The sequence below is a fragment of the Flavobacterium sp. FG19 genome, from assembly GCF_057809475.1.
In genome coordinates, this window is record NZ_JBMDKA010000021.1 from 82,990 (window position 1) to 107,121 (window position 24,132).

The 24,132-nt window shown below is 35.8% G+C and carries 23 protein-coding genes; 14 read left to right on the plus strand and 9 right to left on the minus strand.

The features are described from left to right. Positions 1-34 precede the first annotated feature (34 nt). Positions 35-892, minus strand: coding sequence for an MBL fold metallo-hydrolase (locus tag ACODST_RS19350; protein ID WP_488933731.1), 858 nt, complete (start codon positions 890-892; stop codon positions 35-37). Positions 893-1,221: 329 nt separating this feature from the next. Here ACODST_RS19350 and ACODST_RS19355 point away from each other — a divergent pair, with 329 nt between their 5' ends. From ACODST_RS19355 to sufD, 6 genes are all read left to right on the plus strand, one after another. Continuing rightward, positions 1,222-1,551, plus strand: a complete 330-nt coding sequence (locus ACODST_RS19355) for a HesB/IscA family protein (protein ID WP_073413404.1) — start codon at positions 1,222-1,224, stop codon at positions 1,549-1,551. A 97-nt stretch (positions 1,552-1,648) separates the two neighbouring features. Continuing rightward, positions 1,649-3,097, plus strand: a complete 1,449-nt coding sequence (sufB, locus tag ACODST_RS19360; protein ID WP_488933732.1) for a Fe-S cluster assembly protein SufB — start codon at positions 1,649-1,651, stop codon at positions 3,095-3,097. Between the two features lie 75 nt (positions 3,098-3,172). After that, positions 3,173-3,376 carry a DUF2683 family protein gene (locus ACODST_RS19365; protein WP_488933733.1) on the plus strand — a complete coding sequence of 68 codons (204 nt, stop codon included), beginning with the start codon at positions 3,173-3,175 and terminating at the stop codon, positions 3,374-3,376. A gap of 34 nt (positions 3,377-3,410) precedes the next feature. Continuing rightward, positions 3,411-3,899, plus strand: coding sequence for a flavodoxin family protein (locus ACODST_RS19370; protein WP_488933734.1), 489 nt, complete (start codon positions 3,411-3,413; stop codon positions 3,897-3,899). Between the two features lie 11 nt (positions 3,900-3,910). Then, complete coding sequence (gene sufC / locus ACODST_RS19375) at positions 3,911-4,657, plus strand: Fe-S cluster assembly ATPase SufC (RefSeq protein WP_163391696.1); 747 nt, start codon at positions 3,911-3,913, stop codon at positions 4,655-4,657. 65 nt (positions 4,658-4,722) lie between these two features. Beyond that, positions 4,723-6,039 (plus strand): Fe-S cluster assembly protein SufD, encoded by a 1,317-nt coding sequence (sufD, locus tag ACODST_RS19380; RefSeq protein ID WP_488933735.1) that lies wholly within the window; start codon positions 4,723-4,725, stop codon positions 6,037-6,039. Between the two features lie 105 nt (positions 6,040-6,144). Here the strand turns inward: sufD and ACODST_RS19385 are convergent, their stop codons facing one another. Further along, the gene (locus ACODST_RS19385) at positions 6,145-7,494 is read right to left on the minus strand and encodes a serine hydrolase domain-containing protein (protein ID WP_488933736.1); all 1,350 of its coding nucleotides are present in this window, start codon (positions 7,492-7,494) and stop codon (positions 6,145-6,147) included. Positions 7,495-7,713: 219 nt separating this feature from the next. Between ACODST_RS19385 and ACODST_RS19390 the strand changes: the two genes are divergently transcribed. The 8 genes from ACODST_RS19390 to ACODST_RS19425 all read left to right on the plus strand — a co-directional run bounded on the left by ACODST_RS19390 (position 7,714) and on the right by ACODST_RS19425 (position 13,347). Next, positions 7,714-8,928 carry an aminotransferase class V-fold PLP-dependent enzyme gene (locus tag ACODST_RS19390; RefSeq protein WP_488933737.1) on the plus strand — a complete coding sequence of 405 codons (1,215 nt, stop codon included), beginning with the start codon at positions 7,714-7,716 and terminating at the stop codon, positions 8,926-8,928. An 11-nt stretch (positions 8,929-8,939) separates the two neighbouring features. Beyond that, positions 8,940-9,365, plus strand: a complete 426-nt coding sequence (locus ACODST_RS19395; RefSeq protein ID WP_488933738.1) for a hypothetical protein — start codon at positions 8,940-8,942, stop codon at positions 9,363-9,365. Between the two features lie 2 nt (positions 9,366-9,367). Beyond that, entirely contained in the window at positions 9,368-9,793 is a 426-nt protein-coding gene (locus ACODST_RS19400; RefSeq protein ID WP_488933739.1) for a SufE family protein, read from the plus strand. Between the two features lie 174 nt (positions 9,794-9,967). Further along, positions 9,968-10,291 (plus strand): SUF system Fe-S cluster assembly protein, encoded by a 324-nt coding sequence (locus tag ACODST_RS19405; protein WP_012023258.1) that lies wholly within the window; start codon positions 9,968-9,970, stop codon positions 10,289-10,291. 76 nt (positions 10,292-10,367) lie between these two features. Then, entirely contained in the window at positions 10,368-10,877 is a 510-nt protein-coding gene (locus tag ACODST_RS19410) for a DUF2480 family protein (RefSeq protein WP_488933740.1), read from the plus strand. A gap of 78 nt (positions 10,878-10,955) precedes the next feature. Beyond that, positions 10,956-11,906: a DUF3078 domain-containing protein gene (locus tag ACODST_RS19415; protein ID WP_488933741.1), complete on the plus strand. Its 951-nt coding sequence runs from the start codon at positions 10,956-10,958 to the stop codon at positions 11,904-11,906. A gap of 284 nt (positions 11,907-12,190) precedes the next feature. Further along, a complete protein-coding gene (locus ACODST_RS19420) occupies positions 12,191-12,769 on the plus strand; it encodes a hypothetical protein (protein WP_488933742.1) in 579 nt (192 codons plus the stop codon). Positions 12,770-12,819: 50 nt separating this feature from the next. Further along, positions 12,820-13,347 carry a hypothetical protein gene (locus ACODST_RS19425; protein ID WP_488933743.1) on the plus strand — a complete coding sequence of 176 codons (528 nt, stop codon included), beginning with the start codon at positions 12,820-12,822 and terminating at the stop codon, positions 13,345-13,347. Between the two features lie 61 nt (positions 13,348-13,408). Here the strand turns inward: ACODST_RS19425 and hflX are convergent, their stop codons facing one another. The 7 genes from hflX to ACODST_RS19460 all read right to left on the minus strand — a co-directional run bounded on the left by hflX (position 13,409) and on the right by ACODST_RS19460 (position 23,783). Next, positions 13,409-14,638 (minus strand): GTPase HflX, encoded by a 1,230-nt coding sequence (hflX, locus tag ACODST_RS19430; protein ID WP_488933744.1) that lies wholly within the window; start codon positions 14,636-14,638, stop codon positions 13,409-13,411. Positions 14,639-14,786: 148 nt separating this feature from the next. Further along, entirely contained in the window at positions 14,787-15,644 is an 858-nt protein-coding gene (locus ACODST_RS19435) for a hypothetical protein (RefSeq protein ID WP_488933745.1), read from the minus strand. A gap of 136 nt (positions 15,645-15,780) precedes the next feature. Next, positions 15,781-17,130, minus strand: coding sequence for a DUF5689 domain-containing protein (locus ACODST_RS19440; protein WP_488933746.1), 1,350 nt, complete (start codon positions 17,128-17,130; stop codon positions 15,781-15,783). Between the two features lie 16 nt (positions 17,131-17,146). Continuing rightward, a complete protein-coding gene (locus tag ACODST_RS19445) occupies positions 17,147-19,966 on the minus strand; it encodes a carboxypeptidase-like regulatory domain-containing protein (protein WP_488933747.1) in 2,820 nt (939 codons plus the stop codon). 187 nt (positions 19,967-20,153) lie between these two features. Continuing rightward, positions 20,154-21,377, minus strand: coding sequence for an MFS transporter (locus tag ACODST_RS19450; RefSeq protein ID WP_488933748.1), 1,224 nt, complete (start codon positions 21,375-21,377; stop codon positions 20,154-20,156). 207 nt (positions 21,378-21,584) lie between these two features. Beyond that, positions 21,585-22,625, minus strand: coding sequence for a Gfo/Idh/MocA family oxidoreductase (locus tag ACODST_RS19455; protein WP_488933749.1), 1,041 nt, complete (start codon positions 22,623-22,625; stop codon positions 21,585-21,587). An 87-nt stretch (positions 22,626-22,712) separates the two neighbouring features. Further along, positions 22,713-23,783: an NADH:flavin oxidoreductase/NADH oxidase gene (locus ACODST_RS19460; RefSeq protein WP_488933750.1), complete on the minus strand. Its 1,071-nt coding sequence runs from the start codon at positions 23,781-23,783 to the stop codon at positions 22,713-22,715. Positions 23,784-24,132: the final 349 nt, after the last annotated feature.

Here is a 24,132-nt window from a genome sequence, read left to right on the forward strand (position 1 = left end):
AAAACGGTATTTTTTTATGTTATAAACAGTTATTTTAAAATATATCTTCGCAGGTAAAAACATCTTTAAGTCTTACCCCTTTTTCAGTATGCTCAACTGTTATAATCTGATTATGGGCATCGTGTTCCAAAAACAGATAATAATTATTATCTGCAGCCGAATTCAAAAACTTTGCTTTTTCGTTCAGCGTTAAAAGCGGTCTCGTATCATACCCCATTACATACGGAAGCGGAATATGCCCTGCCGTTGCCAGTAAATCGGCACAAAAAACAATAGTTTTGTCCTGATACTGAATATGCGGAATCATTTGCTTTTCGGTATGTCCGTCGGCATAGAAAATTCCGAAACCTAATTCTTTTGAAAAACCAAAATCACCGTCCGGTCTTTCAATAACATTCAGTTGTCCGCTTTCCTGCATTGGCAGAATATTTTCTGTTAAAAATGATGCTTTTTCACGGGCATTTGGTTTTACGGCCCATTCCCAGTGATTTTCATTCGTCCAGAATTTTGCATTTTTAAACGCAGGTTCGTAAAAAGTCCGGTCAGAATTCCATTGTACACTTCCGCCGCAATGGTCAAAATGCAGGTGTGTCATAAAAACATCCGTAATATCATCTCTGTGAAAACCATATTTCGCCAGTGATGTATCTATAGAATGTGATCCCCAGAGCGAATAATACCCAAAGAATTTTTCCGACTGCTTATTTCCCATTCCGGTATCAATCAAAATCAGGCGGTTACCGTCTTCAATTAATAAACAGCGTGCTGCGATATCAATCAGATTATTTTCGTCTGCCGGATTGGTTTTGTTCCAGATCGTTTTAGGAACAACACCAAACATGGCACCGCCGTCTAATTTAAAATTTCCGGCTTCTATTGGATAAAGTTTCATGAGCTTAAATTTCTATAGCAGACAAAACTAGGAAAACCATTCTTGTTTTGATAAATATTTCTCTTAAAACTGCAATTCTAAATCCGGGAAAACTGCTTTTTTTATTAAAATAAAGGCTATTTAAAGCTCAAATATTGAACAAAATAACTTCTGTCTATTTTAACATTTGTTATAATAATGTGAACCGTTATGGAAAAAGGTTTTTAAGTCGTATCTTTGCAGACAATTTCATTTGAACATTGAAATTGGCGTTTAAATTTTGTGTAATAATTTGATTACTATTTAAATGCAGATTAAAAATGAAGTTTTAAAAACAAATACCATAAACAATGATAAAGGTTTCTGATACTGCCAAAAAGAAAATCATCGACTTGATGACTGATGATGGTTTTGATGCTGCCAGCGACTACGTAAGAGTAGGGGTAAAAAGCGGCGGCTGTTCTGGTTTGTCATATGATTTAAAATTTGACAAAACCAAAAATGAAGACGATAAAATATTCGTAGATAACGATATACAAATTGCTGTTGAGAAAAAATCATTTCTATATTTAGCCGGAACAATTCTTGAATTTTCGGGCGGATTAAACGGAAAAGGATTTGTTTTCAACAATCCAAATGCAAGCAGAACTTGTGGCTGCGGTGAATCATTTTCACTATAAATCAATTAAATAATTGCAAAATTTAAAGATTTAAAAATTATGGAAATGATTTTAATATTTAAATCCTTCAATTTTTAAATCTTTCAATAAAAAAATAATGAGCAAATACACCGAAGACGATTTAAAAATCGAACTGGAAACTAAAGAATATGAATACGGATTTTATACCAATATAGAATCAGAGACTTTCCCTATTGGCTTAAACGAAGAAATTGTTAGAGCTATTTCGCTTAAAAAAGAAGAACCTGAATGGATGACCGAATGGCGCATTGAGGCTTTCCGCGCCTGGAAAGAAATGATCGAGCCGGAATGGGCCAACGTAAGTTATGAAAAACCAGACTTTCAGGCAATTTCTTACTATTCTGCTCCAAAACAAGTAGATCCTAATAAAACACTGGATGATGTTGATCCGGAATTATTAGAGATGTACAAAAAATTGGGAATTTCTATAGACGAACAAAAAAAGATGAACAATATCGCTATGGATATTGTAGTCGATTCTGTTTCGGTTGCGACAACTTTCAAGAAAACGTTGGCTGAAAAAGGAATTATTTTCTGCCCGATTTCTGAAGCAATTAAAGAACATCCGGAATTAGTAAAAAAATATTTAGGAACTGTTGTACCTCAAAAAGACAACTTCTATGCAGCGTTAAACTCTGCGGTTTTCTCTGACGGAAGTTTCTGTTACATTCCAAAAGGTGTAAAATGTCCAATGGAACTTTCAACGTATTTCAGAATCAATCAGGCAGGAACCGGACAATTCGAAAGAACGCTGGTTATTGCTGATGAAGGAAGCTACGTTTCTTACCTTGAAGGATGTACAGCGCCAAGTCGTGACGAAAACCAATTACACGCTGCTGTGGTTGAATTAATCGCTTTGGATGATGCTGAAATTAAATATTCAACCGTTCAAAACTGGTTCCCTGGAAATAAAGAAGGAAAAGGCGGGGTTTACAACTTCGTAACCAAAAGAGGTTTATGCGAAACAAACGCTAAAATTTCCTGGACACAGGTTGAAACTGGTTCTGCTGTAACCTGGAAATACCCTTCTTGTGTATTGAAAGGAGACAATTCAGTTGGAGAATTTTATTCTATCGCTGTAACCAATAATTTCCAGCAAGCAGATACCGGAACTAAAATGATCCATTTAGGAAAAAACACTAAATCGACTATTATTTCTAAAGGTATTTCGGCTGGAAAATCTCAAAACAGCTACCGTGGTTTAGTGCAAATTTCTCCAAGAGCAGAGAATGCCAGAAATTTTTCTCAATGTGATTCATTATTAATGGGCAACAATTGTGGTGCACATACTTTCCCTTATATCGAAAGTAAAAATCCATCTGCAAAAATTGAGCACGAAGCAACCACCAGTAAAATTGGAGAAGATCAGGTTTTCTATTGCAACCAAAGAGGTATCCCTACTGAAAAAGCGATTGCCTTAATTGTAAACGGTTTCAGTAAAGATGTCCTGAACAAGCTTCCGATGGAATTTGCGGTTGAAGCTCAGAAATTATTAGAAATTTCTTTAGAAGGATCTGTAGGATAAAATTTGTTTCAAGTTTAAAGTTTCAAGTTGTTAGTTTGAACAAAAAAGAAAATCTTTAGCTTAAAATGAGACAATATGAATTTAATGCTGAAAAATGTCAAGAAGAAAGATTTACCAGTTCTAAAAGCTTTGGCAAAACGTCTTGGATTCGAGATTGAGATACAAGAAAAACCATACAATCCCGAATTTGTAAAAGAGATATTACAAGGACAAAAAGATATAGAGGAAGGCAGAGGCATTAAAATGAATATTGAAGATCTAGACAAATTGTGGAAATAATTATTCCACAAAAAATATATACTAATAAGTATTAATGGAAAATAAAAAAGTCATCATTTTAGGTTCTTCCCGAAAAAACGGAAACACAACAAGAATTGTGGACGAAATTTCGAAAGAAGCTTCAATAGATGTAATTAATTTAAGTGATTACACTATCTCCTATTATGATTACGAAAGCAAAAATATAGACGATGATTTTTTGCCTCTGATAAGAGGAATTATCGAAAAGTATGACACTTTAATTTTTGCAACGCCTATTTATTGGTACAATATGAGCGCAATTATGAAGGTCTTTTTTGACAGGATTTCAGATTTAATCCGAATTGAAAAAGAAACCGGAAGAAAACTGAAAGGAAAAAAAATCGGAGTGATATCAAATTCTCACGACGATGAAACCGACGAAAGTTTTTACATTCCGTTTCAAAAATCAGCCGATTATTTAGGCATGGAATATTTAGGACACGCGCATTTTAATGCTAATATCCTGAACCAACAAACAAAAATAGAATTGACATTTATATAAAATAAAGAACAATGTTATCAATAAAAAACCTTCACGCCGCGATTGGTGATAAAGAAATCCTTAAGGGAATTAATATAGAAGTTAAAGCCGGCGAAGTACACGCTATCATGGGACCAAACGGTTCCGGAAAAAGTACACTTTCTGCTGTTATTGCAGGAAACGAAAACTATGAAGTTACAGATGGTGAAGTAATCCTTGACGGAGAAGATCTTGGTGATTTAGCTCCAGAAGAAAGAGCACATAAAGGCGTTTTCCTTTCTTTTCAATATCCGGTAGAAATTCCTGGAGTCAGCGTTACCAACTTCATGAAAACGGCTATCAACGAAACCCGTAAAGCAAACGGACAAGAAGAAATGCCGGCTAACGAAATGCTGAAAGTGATTCGTGAGAAATCAGAGTTATTAGAAATCGACCGTAAATTTCTTTCCCGTTCTCTTAACGAAGGATTTTCCGGAGGAGAGAAAAAAAGAAACGAGATTTTCCAAATGGCAATGTTAGAGCCAAAATTGGCCATCCTTGACGAAACCGATTCTGGTCTTGATATCGACGCTTTAAGAATCGTTGCCAACGGTGTAAACAAATTAAAAAGCGACAAAAACGCTATTATCGTAATCACTCACTACCAGCGTTTATTAGACTATATCGTTCCTGATTTCGTTCACGTTCTTTACAACGGAAGAATCGTAAAATCCGGAGGAAAAGAATTGGCTTACGAATTAGAAGAAAAAGGATACGACTGGATCAAAGCAGAAAACTAGTTTACAGTTACAGTTTACAGTTTACCAAACTCATAACTTATAACTCATAACTTATAACTAAAGAAATGGATTTAAAAGAAAAATTAGTATCGTCTTTTATGGCTTTTGAGGAGCGTGTCGATGTACATTCAGATTTACATGACATACGTACCAATGCTATAAAAAACTTCGAAAATAAAGGTTTTCCAACCAAAAAAGAAGAAGCCTGGAAATACACATCGTTAAACGCCATCTTAAAAAATGACTTTACGGTTTTTCCTAAGCAGGAAAATGCAATCGAATTCAATCAGGTAAAAAAATACTTTTTACACGAAATTGATACTTATAAATTAGTATTTATTGATGGTGTTTTCAGTTCGCATTTATCTTCTACAACTCACGACGGAATCGATGTTTGCTTAATGTCATCGGCATTGACCAAACCAAAATATAAAATGGTTATTGATACCTACTTCAATCAAATTGCAAGTAAAGATGACAGCTTGACTTCATTGAATACGGCTTTTGCAATTGAAGGCGCTTTTATCAATATCCCAAAGAAAAAAGTAGCTGATAAACCAATTGAGATCATGTATTTCTCAACAGGAAACGAATCGGCTTTAATGGTTCAGCCAAGAAATTTGGTAATTGTGGGTGAAAATTCACATGTTCAGATTATTGAGCGTCACCAAAGTTTGAATGAAAATCCGGTTTTAACCAATTCGGTTACGGAGATTTTTGCTCAGAAACGTGCGATTGTAGATTATTATAAAATCCAAAACGATAACAGCGAAGCAAACTTAGTTGACAACACTTATGTGTCGCAGCAGCAAGAAAGTCACGCTTCGGTTCATACTTTCTCTTTTGGAGGAAATCTGACGCGTAACAACTTAAACTTTTACCATTTCGGAGAGAGATTAACCAGTACGTTAAACGGAATTTCTATTTTGAATGACAAACAACATGTTGATCATTATACTTTGGTAAACCACGCAACACCAAACTGCGAAAGTTTCCAGGATTATAAAGGAATTTTCTCTGATCGTTCGACTGGAGTTTTCAACGGAAAAGTTTTGGTTGAAAAAGAAGCTCAAAAAACAAATGCTTTCCAAAAAAGCAACAATATTTTATTAAGCGACAAAGCAACGATCAATGCAAAACCGCAGTTAGAGATTTTTGCCGATGACGTAAAATGTTCTCACGGATGTACGGTTGGACAGCTTGACGAAACAGCCATGTTCTACATGCAGTCACGCGGAATCCCGAAAAAAGAAGCTAAAGCTTTATTGATGTACGCATTCTCAAATGCTGTTATCGAAAGCATTAAAATACCTGAATTAAAACAAAGAATTACTAAAATCATTGCCATGAAATTAGGCGTGAATTTAGGGTTTGATTTGTAGTCAGGTTTTACCGCAAAGACACAAAGGTTACGCAAAGTTCGCAAAGTTTTTTAATAAACTTTTGCGAACTTTGCGCTTTTTACTTTGCGCCTTTGCGGTTAAATTTTATTTTCCAACAGAAGCAATAACCTCCTTCAAAAACCCATTAAAATCAAATCCGGGTTCATCTTCTCTCACTCCCATTCTCACAATTACCATATCTTTAGATGGAATAATTGCCACCATCTGACCTTGGTAACCACTGCAATAAAACATATCACGAGGAACATCCGGGAATTTCCCTCCGACGTTTAGCCAGAATTGTGCTCCATATTTTCCTTCAGAAGTATTGGTTGGCGTTGCTGTATATTTTACCCAGCTTTCATCAAGAATTTGCTCGCCGTTCCAGTTTCCTTTTCTTAGATATAGTAATCCAAACTTAGACCAGTCGCGTGGTGTTGCCCATCCGTAAGACGAACCTACAAAAGTTCCTGACATATCTTGTTCCACAATCATCGAATTCATTCCAATTTTGTCGATTATGGCACTGTACCAAAAATCAAGATATTCCTGTTGGGTTTTAAATTGGCTTCTTAAAATTCTCGATAATAAATTGGTCGTTCCAGAAGAATAATACCAATGTGTATTGGGTTTATATTTTGCTGGTTTATCCATTTGCACTTTTCCCATATCTTCGGCCTGAAAAAGCATTTTTGTGGCATCGCAAATTGTGCTGTAATTCTCTTCCCATTCTAAACCAGAATTCATGTGAAGCAAATCATTGATCGTAATGTTTTTACGCTCATCGTTCTGCCATTCTTTGATTGGAGCAGGTTTATAAATATCAATTTTCCCTTGTTTTGCCAAAACCCCAAAAGCAGAACTTGTGATACTTTTAGTCATTGACCAGCCTAAAATCTTACTGTCTTTATTAAAACCAGTATCGTATTTTTCAGCAATCAAATGATCTTTATACAAAACCACAACAGCGCGGGTTCTTTTAATTCTTGCACCCGTTTTATCAAAAGCATTATCTACCGCTTTTTTTAATTTCGAATAATCAACATTCGAAAATGCAGTATCTTTAGGTTCGTTATTCCCGTACGGGAAAGGAAGATTGTTTTCGAGCTTCGTTCTTTTTGGAAGCAGATAAGGTTTTGAAAGATCATAGTTATCATTAATCAAAGTTGCTCCCAAACCTTCGCGATAAATGGCTTTTCTTTCTTTAAGTCCGTAAACAGAAGAAATAGCAAATTTTCCTGCATCGTCAATCGAGTTTTTCGCCAAATCAATCATGTCGATATCATTGTCTGTTTTTTGGATTAAATCCAACGGTCGATTGTCAATAAAGTGTCCAGATGCAACACTTTTGGCAGAAAAACCAGAAATCAAATCAAGCTTCGGATAGGTCGTAAATCCGAAATACAAAAAAGCGAGAACCACTGCAAGCAGCAATACTTTGAGAAATTTTTTCATGATATGTTAGTATTTTTATTGCAATATAAATAATTTATGTTCACGTTTTTACAGTACAAATTACAAATCCGGTTCGGATAATTCAGAAAACCGAATTGTTTTTTACCAAATCAGCATTTACGGCCTGTAACAATGGTATCATAAAAGGAAATTATAGAATTGCTGTATAAACAAATTTAGTTTTAGTACTTTTGTACATAGATTTTTTCTAAATAAGACATGTTAGATATCCAAAAAATAAGAGCCGATTTTCCAATACTTTCACAAACTGTAAACGGAAAACCATTAGTATATTTCGATAACGGAGCTACTTCGCAAAAACCGCAGGCCGTAATTGAGGCAGAAGTAAAATATTATCACGAAATCAATGCTAATATTCATCGAGGCGTTCATACTTTAAGTCAATTAGCTACCGATGCTTACGAGATTTCCCGAGGCAAGGTAAAAGACCATATCAATGCCAGATTTGCTCACGAAGTACTTTTTACTTCAGGAACAACTCATGGAATTAACTTAGTTACAAACGGTTTTGCTTCTATTTTAAAACCAGGCGACGAAGTGATTGTTTCTTCCTTAGAACATCATAGTAACATCGTGCCATGGCAGATGTTATGTGAAAAAACGGGAGCTGTTTTAAAAGTAATTCCAATCAATGAAAATGGAGAATTAATCCTCGAAGAATTTGATGCTTTACTTTCTGAAAAAACAAAAGTGGTTACGGTAAATCATATTTCAAATGCGCTGGGAATCATTAACCCAATTAAATATATTATTGACAAAGCACATTCAGCTGGAGCAGCAGTTTTAATTGATGGCGCACAGGCAGTTCCGCATTTAAAACCGGATGTTCAGGAATTAGACTGTGATTTTTATGCTTTTTCAGGACATAAAATGTGCGGACCAACCGGAACGGGAATTCTTTACGGAAAAGAAGAATGGTTAAACAAACTTCCTCCTTATCAGGGCGGCGGTGAAATGATTAAAGAAGTTACTTTCGAAAAAACAACTTACGCTGATCTGCCGCATAAATTTGAAGCCGGAACACCCAATATTGCAGGCGGAATTGTTTTAGGAACTGCAATTGATTACTTAAATAGTGTTGGTTTTGAGAACATTCAGCAATACGAAAACGAGCTTTTAGAATATGCTACAAAGCGTCTGTCTGAAATTGAAGGTTTAAGAATCTACGGAACAGGAAAGAATAAAGCATCCGTAATTTCGTTTAATATTGACGGTATTCATCCTTATGATATTGGGTCTATAATCGATAAATTAGGAATTGCGGTCAGAACCGGACATCATTGTGCCCAGCCTATTATGAATTTCTTCTGTATTCCGGGAACGATTCGTGCTTCTTTCTCATTTTACAATACCAAAGAAGAAATTGATTTAATGGTTGAAGCCGTTAAGAAAGCGCAAACCATGTTAAGCTAAAACCTATTTTTATGAGAATATTGTCTTTATTGCTTTTAACCCTTTTCATAGCGACTGGATGCTGCAGTCAGAAAAAAACAGATATGACTTCAACTCAAATTGAATATTCCGCAATGTCGAGAGGATATTTCAAAAAGATTGTGGTTCAAAATCAGACTGTTTCTGTTACAAACGGAAGGGATCAGCAGCCTGTTGAAAGTAAAATTGATGCTTCGAAATGGAATAAAATTACGGCTGAGTTTGCTAAAATCAATTTAGAAAACCTTTCTGCCTTAAAAGCGCCTACCGAAAAACGTTTTTATGATGGTGCCGCAATAGGAAATTTAAAAATAACCCAAAATCAAAAAACATACGAAACAACAGGTTTCGATAATGGTTTCCCGCCAAAGGAAATAGAAAAACTGGTGAATTTACTGGTTGATTTTGCTAAAGAATAATTATGACAATCAAAGAAATACAAGACGAAATAATAGACGAATTTTCAATGTTCGACGACTGGATGCAGCGTTATGAATACATCATCGAACTTGGAAAAAGTCTTCCGTTAATCAAAGAAGACTACAAAGTAGACGAGAATCTCATTAAAGGCTGTCAGTCTAAAGTCTGGCTTCAGGGAGAAGAACAGGACGATAAAATTGTTTTCACAGCAGACAGCGATGCCATTCTGACCAAAGGAATCATTGCGATTTTAATTCGTGCTTTCTCTAATCAAAAAGCAAAAGATATCCTGGAAGCCGACACCGATTTTATTGACGAAATAGGCTTAAAAGAACATTTATCAGCAACACGTGCCAACGGTTTGGTTTCGATGATCAAAAACATCAAAATGTACGCTTTGGCATTTGATTCAAAAAACAAAAATTAATTTTTTTAAATTAAAAACCATTAAGACATTAAGTTTCATAAAGATGCGATCCTTAATTTACTTATTGGTTAAAAGAAAATTAAGCTTACTATTTATACACAAAGCAAAACTTAATTTCCTTAATATCTTAATGGTAAAAAATAAAAACACTTAGTGTTCAAAAAACAAAAACAAATGGAACAAGAAATAGACACAAACGAATTAGGAGAATCAATTGTAAGAGTTTTAAAAGGAATTTACGACCCTGAGATTCCTGTAGATATTTATGAATTAGGATTAATTTACGACGTGATGGTCAATACAGATTACGAAGTAAAAATCCTTATGACACTTACCTCTCCAAACTGTCCGGTTGCAGAAAGCTTACCAAGAGAAGTAGAAGAAAAAGTAAAAACCATTGAAAACATCAAAGATGTCGATGTAGAAATTACTTTTGACCCGCCTTGGAGCAAAGATTTAATGAGCGAAGAAGCAAAATTAGAATTAGGAATGCTTTAATATTTGTTTCAGGTTTAAAGTTTCAAGTTCTGCGTAACATGAAACCTGAAACTTTAAACTTGAAACCATTTTTCACATGGAAGAAATCATCAATAAAGTTGCCAACAGTGCTTTAGAAGTTTTTGATTTAGAGGATTATTATCCGAAAGGAATGCGTGTGCAGATTGATATTTCGCAATGGCTTTTGGAAGGATTCCTGTTAAAAGAAAAAGACTTTAGAGAACATCTTAAAAATCACGACTGGTCACAATATCAGGATCAATACGCTGCGGTACACTGCAGTACAGATGCTATTATTCCGGCCTGGGCGTTAATACTCGTGAGTGTTCATCTGGCACCGTATGCTAAAAAAGTGGTAAACGGAACCCTTGAGGATCTGGATGCCAGCTTATATGAAGAAATTTTAAGTAAAATCGATTATTCTGTTTACAAAAGTAAACCTGTTATAGTAAAAGGCTGTTCCAGAAAACCGGTACCTATGCGTGCTTATATTTTGGCTGCCAATTATTTACAGCCATATGCCCGCAGTATTATGTACGGCGAAGCTTGTTCTGCAGTACCTTTATACAAAGAACCTAAGAAATAACCTGCATTTACAAGCCCTTATCCCTTATTTTTAAATTGGTTTTTAGTATATTTGGTAATACACTTAAATTAAATAACCATGAGAAAGCTGGCATTTTTACTATGCATCGTGGCGAACTTTACTTTTGTTCAGGCACAAAATTCGGAAAAAGAACTCGTTCAAAATACAGAAAAAGCAGTTAAAAAAATCAATGATACTATTGAAGAGGAAGGCTGGAAAGCAAAAGGAACTGTTTCCCTTTTATTAAACCAGTCCAGTTTTAATAACTGGATTGCGGGAGGTGAAGACAGTTTTTCCGGTACTTTGGGGATCAATTATGATTTCAATTACAAAAAAGACGATTTAACCTGGGATAATAAAATTCTGGCTTCGTACGGGCTTTTACAAACAAAGAATTCTGATTTTGGAAAAAAGACAGATGACCGTTTAGAGTTTAACTCCATTCTTGGTAAAAAAGCCTTTGGCGAATGGTATTACTCTTACTTCTTAAATTTCAGAACTCAGTTTACAACCGGTTATATCTACGGTCAGGATGCCAATGGTAAAGAAATCCGAACAGAAAACACTAAGTTTATGTCTCCGGGTTACTTAACTACAGGTCCCGGTATTTACTGGTCTAAAGACGAGAATTTAAAAATCAACTTTGCACCCTTAACTTCGAAATTCACTTTTGTTGACGGAGCTTACACCTCGGGTATTGATCAAAACACGGGGTTACCTTATGTCGACGGAGCTTATTTTGGTGTCGATGCCAACAAAACCATGCGTTACGAGCTGGGTTTTTATGCTTCTGTGTATTATAAACTGGCTATTATGACTAATGTCACGGCAGAAAACACCTTAAATCTTTATTCCAATTATCTGGAAGATCCTCAAAATGTAGACATCAATTACTCTCTGAATATTATCATGAAAGTAAACAAGTTCCTTTCGGCTAATTTAGCCTTTCAGGCCATTTATGACGATAATGCCTTTAAAGGGCTTCAAACCCGAGAAGTGTTTGGTTTAGGAATCAATTTCGGATTTTAATCCTAATAAAGGCACATACTTTTATGTACCCGTTTTTCAAAATAGAGAAACGGGTATTTTTTTATCTTAGCTTTGATTAAAAAATAACCTGGAAAATAATATATCATGGATACTATTAACTCAAACTACAGATCCTTAAATCATTTTTTTAAACAGATTGTTCAAAGTATTCCTGACTTTCTTTCTAAAGCTATTTTTCCTTTACTGTCCTCAAAAGCAACTTCCAGAAAATTTATTACTGTAGAAATAAATTTCAAATCACGAATACAATAGAACTATTAAAAATGAAAAAGATAGTACCCCTAATTTTCACCTTTTTACTTCTTTTCTGTATATCTGCTAAAGCTCAATCAACTGTATCAGATTCACTAGAAAAGGCCGCTCTTGATTATCTGGAAAAACAGAAAAAGAAAGACCATACTGTAAACCCAAATTTGATTAATAATGATGATTCAAAAAAGTATTCAAAAGTAATAATGACTTATTCAATTCCCGGAAACCAATATATCATCTGTTTGTACGGATTTGATGTCAAACCATGTTTAGATACAGCCCCTTATGTCTACAAGATAATTTCTGATGGCAAAAACAATAATTTATATTTTGTAAATGACTTCATTTCACCAATACCATTAAATGAAGAGAATACCCTTTTTTTCCTTACTGACAAAGAGTGTGAAGAAGACAGGAATAGGGTCTGGCGCGAACCAATCATTAGAATGTTGTTACTTGACGCTAAGTTTTCTATAATAAAGGAATTTGAATCCATGAATATGAGACAATCAGAAGAAGATATACTATGTCCAACAATTCCCATATCACTGGAAAGAGCCAGAATAAGGAAAAAGTATGGACATCTATAACATTTAATAAAATAGTCCGGTTAAAATTATCCAGCCAAAAAAACACAGAAATGAAAAATAATAAAATTGCAATCCTTGTTTTACTGTTCTTTTTTTGTTTTGCCGGTAAAGCTCAAAACATAGCAGCAGATTCACTGGAAAATAAAGTTATACAGAATTTAAAAACAAGTAATGATGATATAACAAAAAAGCCATTTTTATTTGCAAGATTTTATTCTTGTCCATCAAATTACATGGTCTGTATCGAAGGGCATAAAGACAAACCCTGTAGAGAAAAAATTGCAAAAGCCGGAATATATAAAATTGTCTCCTTAGATGAAGGAAAGACGCTGTATTTTGAAAACAGCTTTTTTAAAAATATAACAATTGACAACAAAACCGCTTCCAATTTTACTGAATGTATAGCTGCAGAAAAGAAGTCTGATTTAGACTCTCCAGAGGTAATACTATTACTTTTTAATAGACACTTTTCTTTATTAAATAAGTTAAAAGGCAAACTAACTCCTGATTCATTGGAAGATTTATTGTGTCCAGGCGAGGCTAAATCTGTAAAAAGAGCTAAAACAAAGAAAAAGTAAAGCGCACTCAGATAACAGCAATAAAAAAACGGCTTTTGGGAAATCAAAAACCGTTTCTATTTTATTCATCTTCCTTTTCAACAGCATCCTTATAGTCCGGATACAAAAAGTTATTATAAGGAAATCTGGTAATATGAATCTGGCGGACAGCTTCGTAAACAATTTCCCTGAATTCTTCAAAATTTTCTTTTTTTGCCGCAGAAATAAACAGTGCTTTGTCCTGCCCTACATTACTCATCCAGGTTTGTTTCCATTCATCCAGTGTCCAGTGTCTTCTCGTTCTTTCCGTAATTAAATCGTCTTCATCGATCGTCAGGTGTTTATAAGCATCGATTTTATTAAAAACCATAATCGTTGGTTTGTCATTGCTTTTGATTTCCTGCAGGATCTGATTTACAGATTCGATATGATCTTCGAAATCCGAATGTGAAATATCAACAACATGCAAAAGCAAATCAGCTTCACGAACCTCATCGAGTGTACTTTTAAAAGAATCTACCAGCTGTGTTGGCAGTTTTCGGATAAATCCAACGGTATCCGAAAGTAGAAAAGGCAGGTTTTTGATGACCACTTTTCGAACAGTAGTATCGAGAGTGGCAAACAATTTGTTTTCGACAAAAACTTCACTTTTTCCAATGGCATTCATCAAAGTCGATTTTCCAACGTTGGTATATCCCACCAGAGCAACACGAACCATAGCGCCGCGGTTGCTTCTCTGAATACTCATTTGTTTATCGATCGTTTTAATTTTCTCTTTCAGCAACGAAATTCGGTCACGTACAATACGTCTGTCCGTTTCAATCTCTGTTTCCCCGGGACCACGCATACCAATACCTCCTTTTTGACGTTCAAGGTGTGTCCATAAACCGGAAAGTCTTGGCAGCAAATACTGGCATTGGGCCAGTTCTACCTGCGTTCTTGCATAAGAAGTCTCAGCTCTCTGTGCAAAAATATCCAGGATCAGATTGGTTCTGTCCAGAATTTTACAATCTATGATTCTCGAAATATTCTTTTGCTGTGATGGTGATAATTCATCATCAAAAATTACAGTCGATATTTTATTCTCTTTTACAAAAAGATTGATTTCGTCTATTTTTCCTGTCCCTACAAAAGTCTTGGGATTCGGGCGTTCCATTTTTTGCGAAAAGCGTCTCATAACCTCACCTCCTGCAGTAAAAGTCAGAAACTCTAATTCGTCTAAATATTCATTAAGCTTTTCCTCACTTTGGTTTTGAGTTACGATACCTACAACAACCGTTCTCTCAAAATTTATAATTTCTTTATCCAGCATATCTTAAAATAAGATGCAAATTTAATCATTTGTACACTACTTACCATTATAGAATTTCAATTTTAAATTCTGACAAAAAACAAACCATTTATAAATCAGCTCTTAAAAGCTAACTTATAAATGGTCTGGCACTTATGAGTAAACTATTTTATTCGTAAATAAATGTTTTTTCTGTTTTTACAATTCCGTTTTCTTCTATTTGGGAACAGGAAATTGGATAGTTTAATTTATTGTATTTATACTTCCTGCTCACGGCTACTAAAACTGCTGATGAGGGACTGAAATTTACTTCGTTGTTATACGAAATTGATTCAAAAGGAAATTCGTCTTCATGATACGAAATCATAGGCACAATTACTTTGTAATTATCTCCAAACAAACTTTGTACAATTAACTGATCAACTGATTTTTTATCATCATATGTATATGATTTCGAGATTTTATCCCCAACCAGCCCTTTATGTTTTGAAACATTATCGTTTACATACACATACTCGATTTTTCCAATAATGGCTTTGTTTCGGTCTCTGGAAGTACGTCTTGTAATAATTCCGTTTTCTACCAGATATTCAATATCGTCTACCAGATTCTGATGGTTGGTACTCTTTTTAGTAGTTACTTTTACACGCGCACCTTCATAAACAAATGCCACAGTTTTGGTAATATAATTAGGCCCTTCCTGATATTTTTTTACAAATTTGGTGATGTTATTATCAGCGTCGTAAGTATAGTTCACTACTTCTTTCCAGTCGCTCCCTACCTTATCTTTAACCGTCATATCCAGTAGTCCTTTTTTGTTATAAAAGAAATGCTGTACTACATCTGAAGTGGTTATCGTTTGTAGTTTACCGTCTTTAAAAACCAGCGTTTTGTTAACAATTTCACCGTCTTTAGAATTCTGATAATTCGTTTTTACAATATTGATCTGCTTTAATCTAACATTGTCCTGACTTTGCATCAGGAATGGAAACACCATCATTAGGATGGCAATAAAGTAGGTTTTCATGTTGTTTTTGTATTGATTTGGGATGACCAAAATACAAAATTCTCTTATATTTCGGGAATTCAAACTTCAAAAACTATTTATTTTTCAATAAATAACTAAAAACCAGCCTATTAATTTCATTATTTAAAATCAATCCTTATTTCTCTCCAAAAATCTTTATATCATCTACCATAAAAGCTCCGTTAAGCGTTTTATCTTTTCCGGATCCCACATATCGAAAAGCTATAGTAACTTTTCCTGAATAGGAAGATAAATCTATTCCGCCTGAACTAATAAATGCTCTTGTGGGTGTAGACAGTGAAGCCACTTTAGCTTCCAGTTTTGTCCATTTGGCTTTTGAAACAGCCGCACCGTCAAAGTTTTCCGAAACATATACTTCAAGCGTGTTTAAAGGCGAATCTACTTTCAAATCATGCTGTGCACTTCTAAAAGACAACACGGCATTTTTATAACCCGAAAGGTCGATTTTAGGAGAAACAAGCCAGGCTATATTTTCGGCAGCGGTTGTACTTGTCGTATTGAACTCGGCATAGCCGTTTCCGCTATATACCATACTTTTCCATAGTTTAGCCGCTTTTTCGACTATATTACTCCAGCCCGGAAGCGCAAAATTGACATTGTTTTTAACCGACTGGAAATCTTCGGCAAAAAAAGGGATGCTTCTTTTTCCATCCAGTACGACATCATTTTCATTACGAACTATCAACTGATAATCAGAACCATATTTGGTTAAAATCCCTCTTACTTTTCCGCTTCCTTCTGGTACAAAATGATCCGCAAATTTGGCATAACTGCTGGTTCTGAAGATCATCTGATTTCCTGTTTTATCTCTCAGGCTCCAATTTGTTGAACCTCCAATATTATTTGATTCTTCAAAATAACGACGACCAATGGCCGATTCTGTAAATTCAACGTCATTTAATTCTATCAAAGTGTTTAATTTACTATCTCCTAATGCCTGTTCAATAGTAAGTGATTCAACCAGTTGATTTTCGTCTATAACCGTACAGGAAGCATTAAGCACGTTTTTATATTCGTTCTGCGAAATCCGCCCAACAGCAGGATCACCGGAATTACTGACATAGAGGCTTCCTATTCGCAATCCGCCATAATACAAATCTGTAAACTGATTTTTAAGTTTTACATATACTTTATTGCCAATTCTGTAATCAATATAAGTATTTGATGCCTCTACAGGAACACAAAATCCCAAGGCAGGTGTACTTTCTGTCCCTTTAGTCTGAAAATAAATGGTCTTAAAAAAATTCCCGCCTTCATCGCTTGAAACGACATAAGCTTCTATAATATCATCATACGAATACTGTTTAGCCGTGTTTGTTGAAAGTTCATACACTTTTTCGACGGTTTTGTTTACTTCAAAATCCGGTTGTGTACAGTCTAATTTAGGTGTCTCGATTTCTGTACTGCAGCCGAAGGTCAGCAATAGTGTCGATACCAAAAAGAAATTTAGGATTGTATTTTTCATAACTATATTTTTCTGTTTATAAACCAATTGTGAGATTTAAAAAATAAGTCCTTCCGTAACTATAGTAATATTTAGGTCCAAAAGAAGGCGTACCGCTGGAAATATCCTGATTTAATGATCTGAAATTAGCATTCCTGGCCTGTTCAAAACCTCCCGTTTTGTATATTCCGTCCAGAACATTGTTAACACTGGCAAAAAGGCCGATATATTTTTTATGGATACGCCAGGATTTTCCTCCATTGACATTTAATAAAGTAACCGGATTAAATTTTTCCTGTTTTAACAGTTCATTTCCTCTTTCTTCAGTGGCTTCGGGAAAAGGAAAACCATTGGCCGGATTGCTGTAAAATTGTGATGTCCTTGCAATGGGCGATACGTCTATATAACAATCCATCAGATAATTGATGTTGGCCCCCAGCCACCAAAATTTAGGATCCCGATATTCTAAACCCAACGAAACAGCATTTTGAGGTGTCCCCGCCTGCTTATAATTTTTAAGGTAAGCACGTCCAAAATCAAACGTGGTTTGTGCTCCGTTTTTAGCAGCATTGGCATCATTGGTTACCCATACATTTGGATTACTGCTGTAAATATAATTTCCGTAAGCGGCTGCTAAAGTGGTTTTTAAAGTTGATGAAATCTGGTATTCAAAACTCAGTTCGGCTCCCGTGTTTTTCTTGTCTAATTGTGTCAGTGTCTGCGTCACAAAAGCATCTGTGGGATCATAACCGGCTCCATTATCAAAAATTCCTTCGGCATAAAAGAACGAAGTTTTAGAGGTATTTTTAATTAAAGTATAATAGCCCGTTAAACGCAGTTTCAATTTGGGCGAACGATATACATAATTTGCTTCCCCACTGCTGATATTTTCACTTTCAATTCCGTTTACTACTGCATTATTAAGTCTTGAATTTGAAAAAGTATTTCGAAGTGAAGGTGCTCTCGTTAAATGCGCACCATTAAAAAACAGCCATTGTTTTCCCGAAATTTTATAGGTGAATCCACCTTTGAATCCAAAATTTTCAAAATTTACTTTCTCGCTTTTTCCTAATGAATTGTTCGCATAAATCCCGTTTTGGTACAATCCTTCTCTCTGATAACCGGATGCCGTATAAGACTGTGAAAGATAGAATTCCGTTTTATTATATGAGAATTTAAACTGTGTAAAAACATCAATAGTATTGGCTAAAAAATGATAGTTGTAGCCATAAGTATCTCCCTTCTGCACTTCCCGATCCGGGTGCTGCAAATCAGATTGTGAAAAATTTCCTTTGTAAAACGGATCAATATCCAGAAAATACTTTCCGCCAAGCAGGTCCAGCAGGTATTGAAAATTATGTGATTTTAAATTCCGAAAGGAAATCCCTCCGTCAAAAGAAAGACTGGAACTTATTTGTGTATTAAGAGTTGAATTTACTGCAAAAGTCTTATCATCTGTCCGGTCTTCATACACTACATAATGGCTTTGCGACGGTTCATAACCATTGGCCCCTAATTTCTGATTAGCCCTGTATAACAATTCCCAGTCTATTTGAGAATTGGCTAAAAATACTGTTTTACTCTTCTCCGCATTTTCATAATCCGGAGTAAATGTACCTGAAAATTCCCCCTGATCTTTGGCATAAAGCGAACTAAAGTAACTCGGCATTTTTCGATAATACACCGGATCCGGGCTGTCTGCATTTTGATAATCAATATTGCTGGTTCCTACTTTTCCAAACTGATACATAATGCCTGTATTCAGTTTTGTTTTTTCGTTCATTTTATAATAATGATTGAGCATCAGCAGGGGTTCTTCAATGTTTTTTACCCTGGCGTTTCGTTTTTCACCATTCTGAAATCCCCAATACGAGTTGTATTTTTTTCCCATTAAATCGGTTACTTCACTGGTGTTTGGAGAATTTCTTCCTCTGGAATTTGGTGTATAAAATCCGGAAAAATTGAGGGAATGTTTCGCATTCAGCTTTTTTTCGATGCTCATAAAAAAAGAATCGGCATTAAAACTGGTACCTTCAAAATACCCTTCATCGGCCCCTCTTTTCCCGGCCGAAAGGGCATAGGCCCAGCCCGAAGCAGTCATTCCTGATGCATAATTTGCGATGGCCCGCCACATATAAGTTGTATTACTGCCCGAAAAAGTAAGCTGAGCTCCTTTTCGGTACAGAGATGCCCGTGTCATTATCTGCTGAGTTCCTAAAACACCACCAAAAGCATAATCAGAAGCTGCTGTACCAACAGAAAATTCCTGATTGCGAAGTACATTGTTCAGTCCGCCCCAATTGTTCCACTGCGGCCTGCCGTCATACATTTTGTTCATGATCATTCCGTTGAGCATCATGGTGCCGTTTTCACTGTCAAGGCCCCGAATCCTGAATCGGGCCTGACCCCAGCTGAATGCCGAAGACTGCATAAAAATATCTCTTGAAGACTGCAGAAGACCAGAAGTCATTTCGGAAGAACTGTTATCCTCTGACAGATCATTATCGGATAAAGTGATCAATGCCGCCGGCACTTCATCTGAATACGTATCTTCTAAAGGTAATATTCCAAGGTTAATATCCTGTCCGGAATTGGACCGGAATTTTAAAAGGAAATCTTTGTATCCCTGGTTTCGAAGTAAAAGCAGCTGTTCTTTTTGAGGAAATATATGAAGTTCAAATTTCCCCGACTTTGATGTAAGCTGCATTACAGCTGTATTTTGTATCGTTACAACTACATTTTCCAGCGGATTCTGGGTTCGGGCATCAATAACAATTCCGGTAACTGTTATTTCTTTTTGTGCAGAGGCAAAACCAAAACACCATACCATAAAAAAGACTGTGCATTTTTTTTCCATTAGAATTCCAATTACTTTACAAATAGGCTTACAGTTCTATTCAAAAGATAAAATTGGTTTTTGGAAAAGAATGTGTCTTATTATTGATACAAATAACCTGAATTCAAATATAAAAAAAAATTACATTTAAAATAAATTCTTACAAAAAATATGTGAAAAAAATTAAGAAAGCCGTAATACTTTTAAATTAATTATGTTCTGAAGTTCTTATTTTAGAGACCATAAAAGCAATCAGGACACCAAAAACACCAATAAAGGCAAAAGAGAACTTAAGCCCAAAATTCTGTGCAATATGCCCAATTACCGGAGGTCCCATTAAAAAACCAAGGAAACTCACACTGGACACAATGGTTAAAGCTTCACCCGCAGGAACTGTCGGATTTTTTCCGGCCAGACTGTAAACAGTTGGTACAATTGTGGCAACGCCTAAACCAACCGCCATGAATGCAATGGTACACGGAATAATATACGGCAGAAAAACAGCCGCAAAAAGTCCTGCAGAAATCATGACACCGCTGATCTGCATAACACGTTCCCGTCCAAATTTATTAATAAGTCCATCGCCTAAAAACCTTCCGCCGGCCATCATAATCATAAACGAAGTATACCCTAAAACTACCAATGGTCCCGGAGCTTTTACAACATCTTTAAAATAAACACCGCTCCAGTCAAACATAACCCCTTCGCTGGCCATACTGCAAAAACCTATAACCCCCAGCCAGAGTAAAGTGCTGTCTGGTTTGGTGAACATTTTTTTCTTTTCGGTATTGTGTTTGATTTTTTCTTTGGCTCTGATTAAGAACTGAAAATTGAAAGCTATCATTAAGAGAACAATTCCTCCAACAATCAAAAAATGGTGCAGTGGAGACAGCTTTAAAGCCAGCATTCCCAAACCAACCAATGCTCCTGTAAATCCGGCAAAACTCCACATACCGTGAAAAGAAGACATGATTGTTTTTTTGAAAAGCACTTCGGTATAAACCCCTTGTGTGTTTACGGCGATATTGGCCAGGTTTCCAAACAATCCAAACAGGAACAATCCAATTGATAACTGCAGCCCGGTTGTAGCCACACCCAGATTCGCCAGACATAAAACATACATAATCAGGGAGAAAATCAGAATTCTGTGGCTTCCAAATTTGGTCACCATTTTTCCTGAAAACGGCATAACAATCAATTGTCCCATTGGCAGGGCAAAAAGTATCGAACCCAGATCTCCTTCAGTTAAATGCAGCGCCGTTTTGATATCCGGAATACGGCTTGCCCAGGTGGCAAAACTTAATCCCATTCCAAAATAAAACATTCCAACGGCAAAACGAATCCGGTTTAAATAAGAGGCTTTGGCTTCTCTAAAAACTTTCTTGATTTTTCCTTTAGTCTGAAAAAGCTGTAATGGATTGAAGTTTATCAAAATCAGTATATTTTAAGGATTATAACATAAAAGTACAAAAAAGCGGCTTATTTACTTAAAGTTACAAATCACTGGCTTATTTACAACGTTATTGTTTATAAATTACGTGCTTTTGCCTTCTAATTTTTACAGACTGCGCAAGTACCTTTTTTCATGTATAAAAAAAGAGACGCACTATGCGTCTCTACGATTATTTGATCTCTATTTTTATAAATTAATTACTGTACGCTGTTCAGTGCTTGCAATCGCCGCCTCAATAATCTGCATTACTTTTACGCCATCCTGAGCCGTGACAGGTTCTGTAACATTGTTTGTAATGGAATTGAAAACACCGTCGAAAAATGAAAAATAATTGCCCGGCAGCGTTGGTATTTCTTCACGGATTATTTTTCCGTTAATTTCAGTATGAAGCAGCCCCTGCAGATTTTCGGGCTCTGTTCCCCAGTCTTCTAAATTGGGTTTTTTACCTATTTTTAATTCATCTTCCTGAACATCACCGCGGGGTTTTAAAAAAGAACCTTTCCTGCCATGAATCGTATAAGCCGGATTGGCTTCTCTCACAAAAAAACCTGCTTTTATACGCACTCTGAAATCCTCATAAATCAAGGATAAATCGATCCAGTCATCTACCAGCGAATTTTCTCTTGTAATCCTGATATCGCCAAAAACTGATTTTGGGGAACCAAATAAACAAACTGCCTGGTCTATAATATGCGGTCCTAAATCTTTTAAAACCCCGGCTCCGTCATTTGCTGTCTCTTTATGTGCTTTTGGGCTTAACAGCGGATTATAACGGTCAAAATGAAACTCCGCTTCTATCAGTTCCCCTAAAACACCGTCGTTGATTATTTTTTGTACGGTTTTAAAATCACTGTCCCATCTCCTGTTTTGAAAAACGGCCAGTTTTACCCCTTTCTCTTCTGCCAGTCTGGCTAATTCCTGAGCTTCGGCAACTGTTGTCGTAAACGCTTTTTCAACCACAGCATGTTTTCCTGCTTCAAGCACTTTTTTGGCATATTCGTAATGTGTACCAACTGGAGTGTTTACAATTACCAGATCAACATCGTCTGCTAATAAATCTTCTATCGAAGGGTAACTTTTAACTTCTGGATAATCAGCCTGAATGAGTTTTTTGCTTCTTTCCCAGGATCCTAATAATTCAAAACCCGGATGAATGTCTAAAAAAGGAGCATGAAAAACCTTGCCCGACATTCCGTATGATAGTAGTGCTGTTTTTATTTTTTGCATGTTATTATGTTTATTTGTTTGCCACGAATTCACAAATTTATTTTTTTTAATAAAATTTATAATTCGTGAATTCGCGGCGAAAAAAAATTAAAGTTTAGCTCTTTCGTACTGTTTAGGCCATTGAATATCATCGTTTAATTCCCTGGCGAAATCTAAGGGCAGATTGGGTTTTCTTAAAGATTCCCTTGCGAATAAAATTAAATCAGCTTGTCCTTTGTTCAGAATTTCTTCGGCTTGTTCCGCTTCGGTAATCAAACCTACCGCTCCTGTTAAAACACCGGCTTCTGTTTTAACTTTTTCTGCAAAAGGAACCTGATATCCTGGGCCTAACGTAATCTTTTGATGTGAAACCAATCCGCCGGATGAAACATCTATTAAGTCTGCTCCTTTTTCTTTTACTATTTTGGAAAGCTGTACCGATTCTTCAGGCGTCCATCCGCCTTCGGCCCAGTCTGTTGCTGAGATCCTGACAAATAACGGAAGATCAGAAGGCCATTCTGATTGAACTGCTTCCAGGATTTCAAGTGTAAAACGGATTCGGTTTTCAAAACTCCCGCCATATTCATCGGTTCTTGTATTGGTTAAAGGCGACAAAAACTGGTGCAGTAAATAACCGTGTGCGGCATGAATTTCTATTACTTTATATCCTGCTGTAAAAGCTCTTTTGGCTGCTGTTTTAAAATCTGAAATGACTTTCCGTATTCCGTTTTTGTCCAAAGCTTCCGGAAGAAATGGTTCTCCTTCATGATACGGAATCGCACTTGGTGCCACGGTCTGCCATCCTTCATGGTCGAAATCTAATTTTTTATTGCCCAGCCAGGGAGCCGAAACACTGGCTTTTCGTCCGGCATGTGCCAGCTGAATTCCAGGAACCGAATTTTGCGAAACAATAAATTCGTTAATCACTTTTAGTTTTTCGATATGTTCGTCTTTCCAGATTCCAAGATCCGAAGGCGAAATTCTGGCTTCGGGGGAAACGGCAGTTGCTTCCTGAATAATTAGAGCAGCACCTCCGCTGGCACGGCTGCCTAAATGAACCAGATGCCAGTCGTTTGCAAAGCCGTCAATGGCCGAATACTGGCACATTGGCGAAATAACAATCCTGTTTTTTAAAGTAATACTTTTAAGGGTTATGGGAGAAAATAATTGTGAAGCCATATTTGTAACTTTTACTGTTTTATGTCAAGTGAAATGACATTTTTTTAGAAAAGTAAAGTTACGGCATCTTGTTAAAAGGAGAAATTGAAATGTTTATTAATTAACAAAGTTTTAAAGCAAATTCTTATTTCACTACTACTACAATTATCTTAAAAAAAGACAGGGTTTAAATAACTTTTGAAAAAGGCATTTAAAATCCTGCAGCTTAATGTGTATATAAAAAGTAAAATTTCCCAGCCATGTATCCCAGTTTATATATGATAAATAGACTGATAACAACAATTAAGACTGCTGTTAAAAATTTTTCATGTTTAAGCGTTTTTCCGTTTAGTAAGTTCATAATCATTTG